The following is a 15,611-nucleotide window of genomic DNA, read 5'->3' as shown; positions in this document are numbered from 1 at the left end:
ACATGTTGAAACAAACAATTTTTGGAATTTTAGTCCTGGCAATTGCTGCAAGTTGTAGTCAGCCTCAAAGGGAGAATATAGATTTTGATGCCTGGGGAAAGTACTGGTTTCAAGGCAAAGCGGAGCTCAGTAGTTTTGAGCTGACACAATACAGATATGGGGAAGCAAGAGAGGGTGAGGCAGTATTGATTTTTGTGACAGAGGATTTTTCCAGAAAAAATCAGGTCAAGCTTGACAATCCCAACGAAGCGGGTAGAGACAAACTTTCGGTCATCAAAATGAATCAGACCAGAGATTTTGTCACAGGAATTTATCCCTACCACATGATGCTTTCTGCTTTTACCCCCACCAAAGAACAATCTAATGGCGTCAAGTTCACCTCTTCTGTTCAAGAATGGTGCGGCCAATCATTTTCACAGCTGAATCTGAAAAGCGGAAACAGCTATTCTGGCAAGCTATTCAGCTATTTTGAAAAAGAAGGAGATCAAAGTTTTTCGGTCAGCGGTCTGGCTGAAGATGATATTTGGAACCTGATCCGTATCAATCCCAATCAGGTGCCTACGGGAAGTGTACAGATGTTGCCTTCCTTATTCTATCAGAGATTTACCCACAAGGCATTAGAAAGTCAGGAAGCTTTTGTAAGGGTTCAGTCCATAAGCGAAAATAGAAGTCAGGTGGAAGTGACCTACAGTACGGGAAGCCGGGTTTTGAAAATTGATTATGAAAATGAGTTTCCACACCAAATTATGGGTTGGGAAGAAACAGATACCCGCTCTGACGGTACCCAAGAAGTCACCAAAGCTACGCGCAAAGGCCTAAAAGTAGTAGATTACTGGACCAAGAATAAGGTAGAGGATGAATTCCTGAGAAGGGAATTGAATTTGAAATACTGATGCTGCTTTTTGATTCAAGGTGAAAAAAGTCCTATTGCTCATACCTGTTTTCATGGCGCTTGCTATGATGAACTATACCTTCGAAAGGAGTGATTTTGTTTGGCAGTTGGGCCTTTACATCTTTTTGTTTGCGCTCTACTATATCAGCATTTACCAAGGAAAAATAAAATTTGGCCTAAAAGAAGGTTTAATTGCGGCAATTGCGTTGCGATTATTGCTTTTGCCAGCGGTTCCTGTTCTTTCTGACGATTTTTACCGCTTTATTTTTGATGGACAGTTGATTGCAAATGGCCTGAATCCTTATGCATTTCTGCCAGTAGATGCGGTGGACAAAATTCAGGGGCAGCAAGTGCACGAGTACTGGGGCCATTTACTTTCTCAAATGAATTCACCGGAGTATTACTCGGTCTATCCCCCCCTGCATCAATTGTTTTTTTGGATTTCTGCTTTGGTAGGAGAGCGCTTGATTTGGAATGTTGTGTTGTTGAGGCTTGCCATCCTTTTCTCAGAATCACTCAATTTTTTATTATTATATAAGATTATCAAGTTAAAGAATCTTCCTATAAAACCACTCTGGCTTTATGCCTTTAACCCATTGGTGATTTTGGAGCTGACAGGCAACCTACATTTTGAAGGTTTTGTACTTACCGGACTCCTTTTTGGGTTTTATTTTTGGGAGAAAAAAAAGGTTTACCCATCTGCTTTGGGTTGGTCTTTGGCTTCGGGGCTTAAATTGACACCCTTGATTTTGGGTCCTCTATGGTTGAAAGTATGGCCAGAAAATAAAGTAGTTAAGTTTCTATTGGTTTCAGCAATACTGATTGCTATATTTTTGATGCCATTGTTTTTCGGAAATGGTTATCTGGGGTTTTTAGAAAGTTTCCGTCTTTATCAGAGTAAGTTTGAGTTCAATGCCTCCATTTATTTTGTGATAAGGGAGATCTGGGCAGGCATGGTAGGGTATAATCCGCTCATCTACTTAGGGCCAATATTGAGTATGGTGACTTTGGTGTCCATTGTGGTTTTTTCCTATTTCTGGAAAACGGAGTCTTTTTCCCGGTTGGTGCAGGGAGCGGTCTGGATTTACCTGATTTACCTTCTATTACAGCCGGTAGTTCATCCATGGTACTTGATTCCTGCTTTCGGTATTGGTGTTTTGATTCAAAACAGAATTTTCCTATTCTGGACGGGTTTGGTGTTCTTGTCCTATGGTGCTTATAGCGGAGTGGAAGTGGAGGAGAATTTTGTTTTGATTATGATTGAGTATTTTATTCTGTTTTTTGTTATAATTTCGGCTTTCAAAAACTTAAAACCCTTTTCAGTCTCACCAAATGCGTAAACTTAACTTCCTCTTCATAAGTGTTTTGGCACTTCTTTTTTCCTGCTCCAAAGAGGATAAAAAGGCAGTTGAGCTGATCCAAAAGTCTATAGAGGCCCATGGAGGACAAAAGACCTGGGACTCAGCTGAGGAGCTTTCTTTTCAAAAACAAACTAGCCTTTTTTTAGAAAATGGAGATGAAGAAAGCGAGTCCACACAACAGATTTCATTTAGGCTTAAACCCTATTTTGAAGCGAAGATTTCTTACGAAAAGGATGGGTTGGTACATAGAATATACTTTGACGGTGCCAACACCAAGTATCATATGGGAGAGAATGAAATCAAGAATGAGGGCTTTCTTCAAAGCAAAAAGAAAGAAATTGATGCGGCTTTTTATGTTATCAATAAGCCTTTTGATCTTTTGACAGGAGCTAAACTGGTAACCTATCAGGGATTACAGACTTTGCCCGATGGCTCAGAAGTAGAGACCATTCAAGTAATTGATGGCGATCCGAATGATCCAAAAACCGATATTTGGTGGTATTACTTTGACTTAGAGACCTTCCTTATTGTGGCATATAAGACAAAAACTTCAGATCATTTCAGCTTGGTTTATAATTTGAGCTGGGACCAAAGAAGTGCAATGGTTTTTCCTGCCACGAGAGAAAGTTACAGGGTAGATAGTCTGGGAAACCACCTTTACCTCAGAGCCAAATACCATTATTCTGATTTTCAGATCAGCAAGTAATGCCAACACTTTCAAGTTATCCCTTTACGCTACTTATGAATTATATTTCTAAAAATATTCTTGTTGCCTCTTTAATCTGTGGCTTGTTCCTTATCATGGCAGCTTGTCAAACTGAGTCTGAAGCCCAGAAAATCATCAATAGGGCTATTGATGCCCATGGAGGCGAGCAATTTCAAAAAGCTAAGATCAGTTTTGATTTCAGGGACAAGCATTATAAGATTTTTAAATCGCCGGATGCATTTGAATATGTAAGAGAATTCACTGACTCGCTTGGATTTGTGAGAGATGTTCTAATCAATGAGGGTTTTGAGAGGTCTATAGATGGGAACCCTGTATCACTTGAGGAAAAATGGATCAGGGCCTACTCCAACTCTGTCAATTCGGTTGCTTATTTTGCGTTTTTGCCCTATGGTCTCAACGATGCAGCTGTTCAGAAAACACTTTTGGAAGAAACACAGCTTGAAGGTCAAAAATACCACTTGGTCAAAGTCACTTTTGAAGAAGATGGAGGAGGTGAAGATTTTGATGATGAGTTTTTGTATTGGATCAATCAAGAAACTAATCTGATAGATTATTTAGCGTATTCTTATCACACCGATGGTGGAGGTGTTCGCTTCAGAAAAGCAACCAAAAGGCATCTTTTGGAAGGATTGACACTACAAGATTATGAAAATTACCAACCAAAAGAGAAGGAGACCTCATTGATGGATCTTGAGTCTTTATTTGTAGCGGGTGAATTGGAGTTGCTATCTGAGATTGAGTTGGAGAATGTAGAGGTGACGTTTAAATAATATCATTCCAAGGTCTTCTTATTGATAATCCGATAAAGCTGTATCAATTCTTCTTCGAGGACTTCCCTTTCTTTTAAGTTCTTATCCAATTTCTTTTTGAGGGTTTTCATTTGGTAGTTTTTTAAAGTAAGTATCCTGTAGAAAAACCCAGCAAAGAATAATCCTTGTCTGGCTTTCATCAGCAAACCACGAAGTTTGTAACCTCTTGCCAATTGAGAAAGTCGCGCTACTTTGATGATCCTCATCGTCCGTACAAATGCGATAAAAGGCAATAAGATGATCAAAAGGTCAATCCAGTTTTTTTGAATGTACTCTATTTTTTCCCTGCTTACCGAAACCATCAGAATAAATTCAAAAGCAAATGCCAGCCAGATAAAGCCCTGAGTCAGGTCAAGCACAAAGGACAAATCGGTTTGCAGGTAATTTTCCACCTCTTCATAAAACTTCCATTCAATAATCAAAACAGGTAGTATCAAAAGAGCGATCACTACCATAGGAATGGAGAATTTTTCTTTAAGGAATTTCAACATCCCTTCATTTCTGTAAGACCATCCTAAAAACGGGATCCACTGCAGATCAGGCGCAAGTAAATTTCTGGCCCCCATTCTTACGGGAGGAAAAAGCAAAGCTTGTGCCCTTCCCAATAGCAGCGTTTTACTGATACTGACTTTGCTTCTTTTTTTCACAATTAGCATCAATACAAATTCCAGCAAAAATATGATCCACAGTATGAGGTAAAGGGCAGCAACCTTACTTTGAAATATTGCAACAGTGATATTTTCGCCTTCATTGGCCATAAGGTTGATCAAGGCTGCTGCCAACACCAGCATAAATAGTCCCAAGCCATACATGATTGGCGTCATTATATTTTCGTACTTGGCCAATATAGAATCAGCTGGAGTTCGTTCCTTGGTATTGATGCTCATGTCTCTGGGGACATCATCTTCCAGAAACATAGGGAAGTCCTTTGCTATGGCATTCATCTCTTCCAAATGCTTCTCCCTCTGAAGGATTTTATTCACCTGAAACAGGATATAAGGATTGGAACAGCTCTTTAAGCTTTCAAGCAGTTTGTTTTTATCTGTAGGGATGGTGTCTATCATTTGAGTTCACTTTATAAAAAAGTAACTGGGCTCTATTGAGAATACGAAGTTAGATAAATTCAAAGCAACTGATAATAATTTCAGGAAAACCAAAAATAATGTTGAATAAAAAAGGATATATGAATCATTTTTCTGTTTTATGGGGTTCTCTTTAAGAAGTAAAACAAACAGCATGAATTTCAGGAAACCCAGAAAAATCATCAAACGTTTTCTCAAACAGGGGCTTAAACCTAGAGAATTGGCTTTATGCCTGGCCTTGACTATATACATCAGTGTTTTTCCAATTCTGGGGACCATTACAGCGCTTTTGACCTTTGTGATGCTACAGCTAAGGTTAAACCTTCCCTTGGCCATCAGTGTAAGTTACCTACTTACTCCTGTGCAATTGCTTTGCATGATTCCGTTTCTGCGCATAGGAGAGACCATTTATGGCGTTGATCCTTATCCATTGGACATAGATCAATTGCAGGCTTCGTTTTCAGAAGGTATTCTGGAAATGCTATCACTCTTTTCCGGTAGGATGCTATTGGCAATCTTGGGTTGGCTTATTGTGGCCACGCCGATCTGTCTGATATTGTATGTCATACTGTTTAAATTGGCGAAAATCAGAAAACGCAACAAACTGCGAGAGGAAAGAAAATCTTTTAATCTTAAAAATAATTAAAATGAAAGCAATCTGGAACAATCAAATTATCGCTGAAAGTGATAAAACCATCCAAATCGAAGGAAATCACTACTTCCCTGCGGATACTATCAAAAAGGAGTTTTTCAAGTCCTCAGAAACCCATACCACCTGCCCTTGGAAAGGTGTGGCTTCTTATTATCATGTGGAAGTGGATGGTGAAGTGAATAAAGATGCAGCATGGTTCTATCCTGAGCCCAAACCTGCTGCTAAAGAAATCAAGGACTGTGTAGCCTTTTGGAGAGGTGTGAAAGTGGAAAACTAAGCATAACGAAAAAGGACTTACCTTAGGACATGATTTTTAGACCGCTAAAAAATTCGGTACAAGCCACCAACTCAATAGTTGGGGGCTTTTGCCTTTTGTTTTTGGTCATTTCATTTTTGTTTTCAGATAAATTTGACAGTTTATTGGGGTATTGGACTTTTCAATTGCTAAATACATTTGGATATTTTTACTTGATTTTAGGGCTGTTCTCTGTGGTTTTGCTTTTGTTTTTGGCATTTTCCAGATGGGGAAAAATAAAGCTTGGTGAAGGTGAAGTGGAATATGGCTGGTTTTCTTGGATTGCCATGTTGTATAGTACAGGGATGGGGGCTGGCTTGTTGCTCAGGGCTGTGCAGGAGCCTGTTTATTTCTTTCAGTATGCCCCTAGAACTTCCACACTTTCCCCTGCTGGATTTGCACTGGAGTACACTTTTTTTCACTGGGGGCTTACCCCATGGGCTTTTTATGGACTTTTTGGATTAGTCATAGGTTATGTCATTTACGTAAAAAAAGAGAAGGTCTCAAGTGCCTCTCTCTTACCCAAAGGCATTCAGAAATCCATTCTAGGGGTTCTGATGAATGTGTTGACGATAATCTGTACCCTCCTGGGAGTGGTAGCTGCATTAGGATTGGGAGGGAGACAATTTCTTGAGGCCTTGGGCTTTTTGACAAATAGCAATTTTATCCCTATTCAAGTTATTATAGTAGTTGTGGTTATTTCAATCACCGCGACAGGTTCAGCCTTGTTTGGTTTAAAAAGGGGAATTCGAAACCTATCCAATTTCAATATTGGAGTAGCGACTGCTTTACTTTTGGTTGTAGCATGTTTTGGGGTTCTAAATGGAATACCATTCAGTTTTTTTGATGTTTTAGGAACATATATTTTAGAGTTTGTTCCAATGAGTCTCAATCTTGGGAAATATCAGGTTTCAGATGATTTCCTAAAAGATTGGACCTATTTCTATTGGGCGTTTTGGTTGGCTTGGGCTCCCTTTACAGGAGTATTTATTGCGAGAATTTCTAAAGGAAGAAGTATAAGAGAATTTACATTGGCAGTATTGATCATTCCTGCATTTGGCACATTTATTTGGTTTAGCACTTTCGGGCAGAATGCTTTTTTTCTTTTGGAAAAAGGTCTGGTTGAAGGAGATGCTTTTGAGTCTATTTACACTGGGATTTTTATGTTTTTGGAACAATATCCATTTTCGATAGTCACCCAAACTATGACGCTGCTTTTGGTGTTTACATTTTTGATTACTTCTGTGGATTCGGCGATTTTTGTGTTGAGCATGTTTAGTGACAATGGAGAATCAGAACCTCGAAGGAGGTTTAGATGGATTTGGGGGCTTTTAATTGCCCTTTTTACGATTGCTGTAATTGTCATAGGAAAGGAATCATTATTGGAGTCAGTATCTCAGTTATTGATCGTTTTTGCTTTTCCTTTTAGCCTTATGTTTTTGGGTATGGCAATATATTTTATTAGATTATTGTTTTTACATCATGTTACCAATGGAGAGAATCACATTACTAAAAGATAAATTTGAGCAGACCCGAAAGCGATCAGAAGCGATCTGTGCACCACTAGAGATAGAGGATTACGTGCCTCAGCCCATTATAGATGTTTCTCCTCCCAAATGGCATTTGGGACATACCACGTGGTTTTTTGAAGCATTTGTTTTGCAACCACACGCAAGAGACTATCAAGTCTATGATGAGGATTTCGCCTTTTTATTCAATAGCTATTACAACAATGCCGGAGAAAGGGTGCTGCGTCCAAACCGTGGATTGATGAGTAGGCCTCCTGTAAGGGATGTGATTTCTTACAGAGAATATGTTACAGAAAAGTGCTTGGAATTTTTGGAGACTGAGCTTTCTAAAGAGGTACTTGATGTTTTGGAAATAGGGATCAACCATGAGCAACAGCATCAGGAATTGTTGGTCTATGATATCAAATACATTTTGGGCAACCAACCGACTTTCCCCGTCTATGGGCCTGAGTTTTTGGTAAGGGAAGAGAAATCCACTGGATTTTCATCCATCAAAGGAGGTATTTTTGAAATTGGAGCAGATGGGAAAAGCTTTTGTTACGACAATGAACTCAACAGGCATCAAGTGTACCTTCAGGATTTTGAGATCTCAGAAAATCTCGTCACAAACGGAGAATACCTCGAATTTATGGAAGATGGTGGATATACTGATTTTAACCTATGGCTCTCAGAAGGTTGGGATTTTGTGCAAAAGGAACAGCTCAATGCACCTTTGTATTGGTATGAGAAAAATGGTGAGTGGTACAATTATAGCCTCAAGGGGTTTGAAAAAGTAGATATGTCATTGCCGGTGCAGCATGTGAGTTTCTATGAGGCATATGCCTATGCAGAATGGAAAGGAATGCGCTTGCCCACAGAGTTTGAATGGGAAGTAGCATCGGATACATTCAAGTGGGGGCAGTTGTGGGAGTGGACCTACAGTGCCTACCTTCCCTATCCCGGGTTTCAAAAAGCTCCCGGTGCACTGGGAGAATACAATGGCAAATTTATGAGCAACCAAAATGTGCTCAGAGGTGCTTCAGTAGCCAGCCCAAAAGGGCATAGCCGCAAAACATACCGAAACTTCTTTCATGCCTCCTCAAGGTGGCTTTTTTCAGGAATAAGACTAGCTAAGTAAAAAATGAATCAATTTCTTAAGGATGTTATCAAGGGCTTAACATCAGACCAAAAAACGTTGCCTTCTAAATATTTTTACGATGAAAAAGGGTCTAGAATATTTCAGGAAATCATGGCTGCAGAAGAGTATTATCTTCCTGAATGTGAAGTGGAGATACTGCAAAATAGCTCTAAGGCAATCTTGTCAGAAATATCTGCTCATGAATTGGATATCGTTGAACTAGGCGCTGGAGATGGATCGAAGACGGTTATTTTTCTAAAAGAGGCATTTAAGACAGGAAAGTCCTTGACCTATATCCCTATGGATATTTCTCCTGAGATATTGGACGTCAATCAGAATTTGGTTCATGCCCAAATCCCTGATTTGCTGATCAACCCAATTCCCGGTGATTATTCGGTAACCTCAGAATTGCTCAAGGAGAGGAATAAGCCAAAGCTCATACTTTTTATGGGGAGCAACATAGGGAATTTTCCCGGTGAAAAGGCTGTCGAGTTTATTCAGTTTGTCAATGGGCTGATGCAAGAAGGAGATTTCTTTCTGATGGGAGTGGACTTGAAAAAAAATCCACATGTCATCCGAGCAGCATACAATGATAAGGAGGGTGTGACCAAAAGGTTCAATCTCAATCTTTTAGAAAGGATCAATAGGGAGCTTTCAGGTGATTTCGATCTTTCTGCTTTTGAGCATTATGGTGTGTACAATCCTCTGACAGGATCCGCGTTGAGTTTTTTGGTGAGTATAAAAGCGCAAACCGTACATATCAGCGGTCAAGAAATAGAATTTGAAAAATTCGAAACCATCCATACAGAAATTTCTCAGAAATACAGTTTGAAAGAGTTAGACAAAATAGGATCTCAAACCGGATTCATTTGGGATAAGCATTTTACGGATAGCAGGGAGTTTTTTAGCTTGAGTTTGTTTAGGAAGTGAAATACCGGGAAATAGTACTTTGGTAGTATTTTTTAAGCTCAGTCGTTAATTTATTTTTATGAAAGTGCTTTCAAAAGGGTAACAATATCGCTTTTTAAGTATCTGTAGAAAAGTAACTTTCAACTTAAACACTTTAATTATGTCAGTTTTTAAATTATCAAATCATAAAGGGAATTGGTTTCCTATGGCTATGTCCCTTTTATTGATGGTGTTTTCATGCCAGGAAGTCGATGTAGATAGTCCTCAAATAGGAGAGGAAGTGGATTATAATAGTTTATCCTCGAATGTGGTTCCGGGAAGGTATATTGTTACCCTTCATGATAATGCCACTAACTTTCGGAGAAGCGATCGATATGAGGATGTACAAATAGGTGTGAGAAACCTAGGTCATGAGATGTTGAGCAGAAACAACATTTCCAGAGAAAAATTGAAAGCTGTTTACGGGCATGTTATTACTGGCTTTACATTGGAATTGACATCTGAAGAACTTAGTGTATTAAGAAGAGACTCAAGAGTGAGAAGGATAGAGCCGGACGTTTTTATACCTAATGAATACAACTTAAGAAAGACACCTCCAGGCCAGGACAAACCAAAAGAGGACGAAGGAGGGAATGAAGAACCAGAAGTTAAAGATCCGGAACCAGGAACAGGAGGTACAGTTCAAAATGAAGCACCTAAATACCTGGACAGGATAGATCAGAGACAATTACCGCTAAATGAAACCTATATCTTTACTGCTACTGGAAAAGGGGTAAATGCTTATTTTCCTCCAGGTTTGATTTGGGAGGATTACCCTGAAGAATTTGAAGATAGAGTATTTAACATTGATTCTATTGGTATTGAGGATCATAGGATTAGTACTTCAACCACAATGGCGCTAGTAGCAGGAGGGAGGACATTTGGGTCTGCAAAGGATCTTAACTTATTTGGAGTCAGGACTTACCACTCAAAGACTGATTTGGATAATGAAATTTATATTTCCTCTTTGATAGAAGCATACGATTGGATTGTTGCAAATGGAGTAAGGCCTGGAATTGTTCAGATTAATCTTGTGGGACCGATCGAAAATCAGGCCTATTTTTCGGCACTTGAAAATCTATATCATGCAGGGTTTTCATTGTTTTCTAGTTCAGGCGCCTGGATGGAAAATGCTTGTACATGGAGTAACAACTACAAACCTTACGTTTTTACTGTAGGAATGGCAGATCTTGAGGATAGAAAACAAAGGGAAAGTAATTATGGGAAATGTATAGATTTATTTGCCCCGAGTACATCTTGGCAGAGAGAACCATATGGGTATCAAGAAGAGTGGGAGAATGGCTTTACAATGAACCCCAATTTTGTTGCTTCCGGGCTTGTTGTGGGTGTTGCCGCCAAGTTTTTGGAAAACAACCCTTTGGCTTCACCAGATGAAGTATATCATTTTCTAAGAAGTACTTCTACAAAAAACATTGTCCAATTATCCAATAGCGTAAATAACCATTTGTTGTTTAGCGGCATGACTGTGAATGGAGCGGGAAATATTGATCCTGAAAGGGCGAATTTTTACTTGGACCTAATTGGAAGCAGTACAAAATTAAGAGGAAGTAATTACCAGGTTTATTTAAAATGGAATCCAGCCAAGCATCCCTCTGGAGAAGTGGATATTTATGAAAATGGTCAAAAAATCGCCACCTCATATGGAGGAGATTCTCATAATGGAGGTAATTGGTTGTATGAAGTTAGCGGTCGAAATCTTCCACCTAAGACTTATAAAATCTGTCTTTCTGGAACAAACAAATGTTCCAACGAGGTTACTATCACTTTTTAAGCAACAAAAATTTTTTTCGACACCCTGATCCTAAAAGGTAAGGGTGTTTTTTTACTTATATAAAATCAGCGGGATGAATAGTTTATTTTTCACTCCGATTTTTAATCATTTTTTGACTTTTTATAAGCCTGAATTGATAGCAATGGAATGAGAATGGAATTTTGCCTTATATTGAAATCACAATTGTAAACCCCAAATGTATTTCTATGAGCAATAATAGAAGAGACTTTATAAAATTGGCAGGCCTAGGATTGGTAGGATCTGCCATTCCACAATTTGCCAAGGCTGAATCTCAGGAACTTTTGTATCAAAGGAGCCAGAAGCAATACCAACAAATATTTAATATGAGCGGCTATGCTGCCCCTAAATTGGAAACGGTCAGGGTGGGTGTGATAGGATTAGGTCAAAGAGGGCCTGGAGCAGTGGATCGTTTGAGTAAAATTGAAGGAGTAGAGATCAAAGCCCTTTGTGATTTGATTCCTGAAAGGGTAGACAAAATGCAGGAAAAGCTCAAAGGTACCAAACATAATCCTGAAGGATTTTCTGGTTCTGTATATGCATGGAAAAAGCTTGTAGATCGAAATGATCTAGACCTGATTTATATTGTGACTCCTTGGGATTGGCACACTCCGATGGCAGTATATGCTATGGAAAACGGGAAACATGCCGCAGTAGAAGTGCCGGCCGCCAAGACATTGGAAGAATGCTGGCAATTGGTAGAAACGTCGGAAAAAACCAAAAAGCATTGTATGATGCTGGAAAACTGCTGTTATGACTTCTTTGAATTGATGACTTTGAGCATGGCAAGGGATGGCTTTTTTGGAGAAATCATTCATACAGAAGGTGCTTACATTCACGACCTGCTTTGGTTGAATTTTATGAAAGAAGGCGATGGAGGCTATCAGGATATGTGGAGGTTGAAGGAGAACTACAGAGATGGAAATCTATATGCTACACATGGCTTGGGGCCAATATGTCAAATCATGGACATCAATCGTGGTGATCAAATGGATTACCTGACTTCCCTTTCCAGTGCAGATTTTCATATGGCTGACAAAGCAAGAGAGTTGGCTGAACAAGATAATTTCTTTGGGTCATTTGCAGAGAAACAGTTTGGAGGCAATATGAACACTACCATAGTCAAGACCAAAAAAGGCAGGTCTATGATGATTCAGCATGATGTGACTTCGCCTAGACCATACAGTAGGCTGCATGCCATCAGTGGTACAAAGGCATTTGCACAAAAATATCCGGTTCAGAAAATTTCAAAGGAACACAGTTGGTTAAAGGAAGATGAAATCAAAGTCATTGAGGAAAAGTACACACCGGAAATTGTCAAAAAAGTCGGTGAACTGGCCAAGCAGATTGGAGGACATGGAGGTATGGATTTTATGATGGACTGGAGGTTGATCGATTGTCTGAGAAATGGCTTGCCTTTAGATCAGGATGTGTATGATGCAGCATTGTGGTCAGCGATTTCTCCTTTGAGCGAATGGTCTGTGGCCCATAGATCCAATTCCATTGATGTGCCTGATTTTACGGGAGGAAGCTGGAAGGAAAATAAGCCTGTGGAGATTACATTGAAAGGTGGGGGAACGACTAAGGTGATTGTGTAAGGTGGAGGAAAAACCATCGAGGTCAAAAGAAAGACCTCAAAGGTTTAGGAAGTTGACCTTTGGGGTTTTGAAAACCCCAAAGGTTTTCTTTTTTTTAGTAAGATTTAATGCGTTTTTTGAGATAGCAGTCTGAAGACTGCAAAGGTTGGAGTCCAGGACTAAGTCTTGAACTAGACGAGGCTGTGGATTATGGTCCAAGACTAAGTCTTGAACCAACTGAGTTTAAAAATCCTCAAATGCAGGTTTGATATTAGACCAAAAAGCGTCCAATGCGATAATTCTGGGTTTAAGGAAACTGATGATCTTAGGCCAGTCATTTTTGTCCATCACATTTACTGGCTGGAGTACAATTTGGACTCTGGAAATAATGGCACCTGATTCATCAAATTGGTGCAGCTCCCAATCCCAGGATTCTTCAAGCTCTATTTCCAATAATTTCCTGAATTCCACAAACTGACCAAATACCAACTCCTGTAGTTCTTCATCCTTATGGTTCAATTCAATTCCAATGGAAGCAAAGCCACGCTCTGCTTTCATTCGAAAAAATATATTCTTGACCCCTGTTTTGTAGTTTTGCCAGTTGGTTCTATAGCCTTCTGCACTGGGTATAGGTTTCATATAGAGTCCAAATGCTGTCCAAAAATCTTTTCGGATTTTAGCTGTTTCGGCTCGGGAATACATCTCAGTAACTTTTTGGACTATCAGCTGGAACTACAATTATAAAATCAGCTGATTTCAGTTGTTTTTCATCTAGGGTTTGATCGTCTTCCAATTCTACTGTATTGATAGTAAGGAGATTAATATCTGGATAAGCTTGCTTGATATACCAAACAATTCCCTCGTAATTGTTGGAATGGTAAGAACCGTTGATATGGAGGATGTTGTGTCCTTCACCAATATACTCAAAAAGTGAATAGGCCATCGTTGCATCTTTCAAAGCCTGTGCTTCTATCATGAAATCCACATTCATACTTGAGCCATGCATCATCTCCTTCATCCCCACATATCCAGGTAATTCTTTGTCTACATGAATCGGAAGAGGAGGGAAGTTGGATTTTGCTTCGATACTTAATGAATCCAAAGCTTTCAAACCCTCTCGGCTGACCAAAGAGGCGTATTTACGGGGTACATTGCTGGCTATAAATGGGAGGTCATTTTTTTTGGCATAAAGCATCAAAGGCTTATAATCTGTACTGTAATTATTCCACAGTTTGGCTTCAGCTTCAAAGTTTTTATCCGTGATTTTTCCGGAAAACCACTCATCTATATTCAATTGATCATCTCGCTCAAAAAACTCTCCCGCCAAGATTATAGACTGCTCGGTTTGGTGTAAGCCTTTCAACAGTCTTAGCTGTAGCCAATGCGCAATACTGTTGTTGTGCAACTCACCGAAAAAAACTATTTCGGCCTGAGAAGACTCTTCTGCAAGTTGCTCAAAACTCACCTCTTCACCGTTTTTATCAAAAATTTTGAATGCTTTTACTTGTGCATGACTTATGGTAAATACAAGAAGCAAAACTATTGTAATAAGAAATCCTTTATGCATAATCTTCTGGGTAATTGACTGTTACTACCGAATAATTGACTACTCCTCCCAGTGCAGGATTGTGTTTTTTGATCGTGATACTTACTGATATCAATTCTGGGTATACTTTTAGAATATCAGTAATCATCAAATGTCCCAAATGCTCCAGAAGTTTAACTGGTTCTAACATGTGGGATTTTGCGATATTATAAAGTTTGCCATAATCAACAGTATTCTTGAGACTGTCTTCAAGCATTGCTTTTTTGAAATCGGTATCCACATGGATATCTACCGTAAATCGGTTGCCTAATTTTGTTTCTTCCTTGAATACACCGTGGTACGCATGAAACTCAATACCTTCTAACGCTACTTTTCCCATCAGTCAAATTGGTCAAAGAAAGAACCTCCTTTATCCTCTGCCTTTTTCTTTTGTTCCGATTCAGGGTTTTCAATTTTCCATTCTACTGATTTCTGATTTTCAGTATTGACATGTTCACTTTCTTTGATCTCCTCCTTGGCTTCAGGCTCTTTGATCTCGGAAATTTCTTGCTCATTTACAGCCGAAGACTTTTTATTTTCTTCTTCTAGTTGAGACCTTTCTGCTTCAATGTCTTCGGGTTGTTCTTGCTTCTTGGCTTCTGGCTTTGATTCATGTTGCTCTACTTCAGCAATTTTGGGTTTTGAAAATGCATCGGACTTGCTCAGCTTCTCAATCATTTGAGCATGGACGTCTACATTGATTTTTTTGAAGGCCTCAAGAGATACTGAAATATTGTCGTTGATGTCTTCTGATAATGCTTTTAAATTTTTGAGAACGACATCTCTTTGGGCCAAAAGGGATGAATAATCTTCTACCAGCCCGATGACATCAGACTTCAAACCCTCCATTATTTGCTGGCTTTTTTGCTCAGCACTTAAAAGTATACTTTGTGCTTGCCTTTCTGCATCTTCCACAATGGCAGTCGCATTTTTATTGGCTTCATTCATGATTTCTTCGGAGGATTTTGAAGCTTCCTCAATCATCGCGGCACCTGTGTCTTCCGCTGTCTTCAAGGTCCTGAAGAGTGATTCTTCAACCTGCCTTAATTTATTAGATTCTTTTTCGGAAGTTTCTAACCTTCTGGCCAATTCCTCTTTTTCCTTGGTCAAGGCTTCAAATTCGAGACTTATGAATTTCAAAAAATCATTAACTTCATCTTTATCATAGCCTCTAAAGTTTTTTTCGAAGTCTTTATCACGTATTTCTGAAGGAGTTATTCTCATGGT

At 39.2% G+C, this 15,611-nt stretch carries 16 protein-coding genes; 11 read left to right on the top strand and 5 right to left on the bottom strand.

All coding sequences use genetic code 11. From position 1 onward, the window contains the following. The first annotated feature begins 2 nt into the window (after positions 1-2). From CLW00_RS10275 to CLW00_RS10260, 4 genes are read left to right on the top strand one after another with little or no spacing between them, the layout of a single operon-like run. Complete coding sequence (locus CLW00_RS10275) at positions 3-893, top strand: hypothetical protein (protein WP_106133596.1); 891 nt, start codon at positions 3-5, stop codon at positions 891-893. Between the two features lie 19 nt (positions 894-912). Continuing rightward, a complete protein-coding gene (locus CLW00_RS10270; RefSeq protein ID WP_245917223.1) occupies positions 913-2,232 on the top strand; it encodes an MptA/MptB family glycosyltransferase in 1,320 nt (439 codons plus the stop codon). Further along, complete coding sequence (locus tag CLW00_RS10265; protein WP_106133595.1) at positions 2,225-2,959, top strand: hypothetical protein; 735 nt, start codon at positions 2,225-2,227, stop codon at positions 2,957-2,959. Before CLW00_RS10270 ends, CLW00_RS10265 begins: the two co-directional genes overlap by 8 nt. A 35-nt stretch (positions 2,960-2,994) precedes the next feature. Beyond that, positions 2,995-3,750 (top strand): DUF6503 family protein, encoded by a 756-nt coding sequence (locus CLW00_RS10260; RefSeq protein ID WP_106133594.1) that lies wholly within the window; start codon positions 2,995-2,997, stop codon positions 3,748-3,750. A gap of 2 nt (positions 3,751-3,752) precedes the next feature. Here CLW00_RS10260 and CLW00_RS10255 read toward each other — a convergent pair whose 3' ends face one another. After that, positions 3,753-4,853 (bottom strand): hypothetical protein, encoded by a 1,101-nt coding sequence (locus CLW00_RS10255; RefSeq protein ID WP_106133593.1) that lies wholly within the window; start codon positions 4,851-4,853, stop codon positions 3,753-3,755. Positions 4,854-5,025: 172 nt separating this feature from the next. Between CLW00_RS10255 and CLW00_RS10250 the strand changes: the two genes are divergently transcribed. From CLW00_RS10250 to CLW00_RS10220, 7 genes are all read left to right on the top strand, one after another. Next, positions 5,026-5,517, top strand: coding sequence for a DUF2062 domain-containing protein (locus CLW00_RS10250; RefSeq protein WP_170073204.1), 492 nt, complete (start codon positions 5,026-5,028; stop codon positions 5,515-5,517). 1 nt (position 5,518) lies between these two features. Then, on the top strand, positions 5,519-5,800 hold the full coding sequence (locus CLW00_RS10245) for a DUF427 domain-containing protein (protein ID WP_106133591.1): 282 nt from the start codon (positions 5,519-5,521) through the stop codon (positions 5,798-5,800). A gap of 29 nt (positions 5,801-5,829) precedes the next feature. Beyond that, positions 5,830-7,338: a BCCT family transporter gene (locus CLW00_RS10240; RefSeq protein WP_106133590.1), complete on the top strand. Its 1,509-nt coding sequence runs from the start codon at positions 5,830-5,832 to the stop codon at positions 7,336-7,338. Then, positions 7,310-8,464 (top strand): ergothioneine biosynthesis protein EgtB, encoded by a 1,155-nt coding sequence (gene egtB / locus CLW00_RS10235; RefSeq protein WP_106133589.1) that lies wholly within the window; start codon positions 7,310-7,312, stop codon positions 8,462-8,464. The genes CLW00_RS10240 and egtB overlap by 29 nt, the downstream gene beginning before the upstream one ends. Positions 8,465-8,467: 3 nt before the next feature. Then, entirely contained in the window at positions 8,468-9,394 is a 927-nt protein-coding gene (gene egtD / locus CLW00_RS10230) for an L-histidine N(alpha)-methyltransferase (protein WP_106133588.1), read from the top strand. A gap of 139 nt (positions 9,395-9,533) precedes the next feature. Further along, positions 9,534-11,204, top strand: coding sequence for a S8 family serine peptidase (locus CLW00_RS10225; RefSeq protein WP_106133587.1), 1,671 nt, complete (start codon positions 9,534-9,536; stop codon positions 11,202-11,204). Positions 11,205-11,410: 206 nt separating this feature from the next. Then, a complete protein-coding gene (locus CLW00_RS10220) occupies positions 11,411-12,820 on the top strand; it encodes a Gfo/Idh/MocA family protein (RefSeq protein ID WP_106133586.1) in 1,410 nt (469 codons plus the stop codon). A 222-nt stretch (positions 12,821-13,042) separates the two neighbouring features. Here CLW00_RS10220 and CLW00_RS10215 read toward each other — a convergent pair whose 3' ends face one another. Genes CLW00_RS10215 through CLW00_RS10200 form a run of 4 tightly spaced genes read right to left on the bottom strand, consistent with a single transcriptional unit; the run spans position 13,043 to position 15,608 of the window. Continuing rightward, on the bottom strand, positions 13,043-13,501 hold the full coding sequence (locus CLW00_RS10215) for a DUF4268 domain-containing protein (RefSeq protein WP_106133585.1): 459 nt from the start codon (positions 13,499-13,501) through the stop codon (positions 13,043-13,045). A 1-nt stretch (position 13,502) separates the two neighbouring features. Beyond that, positions 13,503-14,366 (bottom strand): ChaN family lipoprotein, encoded by an 864-nt coding sequence (locus CLW00_RS10210; RefSeq protein WP_106133584.1) that lies wholly within the window; start codon positions 14,364-14,366, stop codon positions 13,503-13,505. After that, positions 14,359-14,724 carry a dihydroneopterin aldolase gene (gene folB / locus CLW00_RS10205; RefSeq protein WP_106133583.1) on the bottom strand — a complete coding sequence of 122 codons (366 nt, stop codon included), beginning with the start codon at positions 14,722-14,724 and terminating at the stop codon, positions 14,359-14,361. Before folB ends, CLW00_RS10210 begins: the two co-directional genes overlap by 8 nt. Beyond that, complete coding sequence (locus tag CLW00_RS10200) at positions 14,724-15,608, bottom strand: DivIVA domain-containing protein (protein ID WP_106133582.1); 885 nt, start codon at positions 15,606-15,608, stop codon at positions 14,724-14,726. Before CLW00_RS10200 ends, folB begins: the two co-directional genes overlap by 1 nt. Positions 15,609-15,611 lie beyond the last annotated feature (3 nt).

Source organism: Mongoliibacter ruber (assembly GCF_003003005.1).
GTDB lineage: Bacteria > Bacteroidota > Bacteroidia > Cytophagales > Cyclobacteriaceae > Mongoliibacter > Mongoliibacter ruber.
This window is presented reverse-complemented; position numbering and strand designations above follow the sequence as displayed.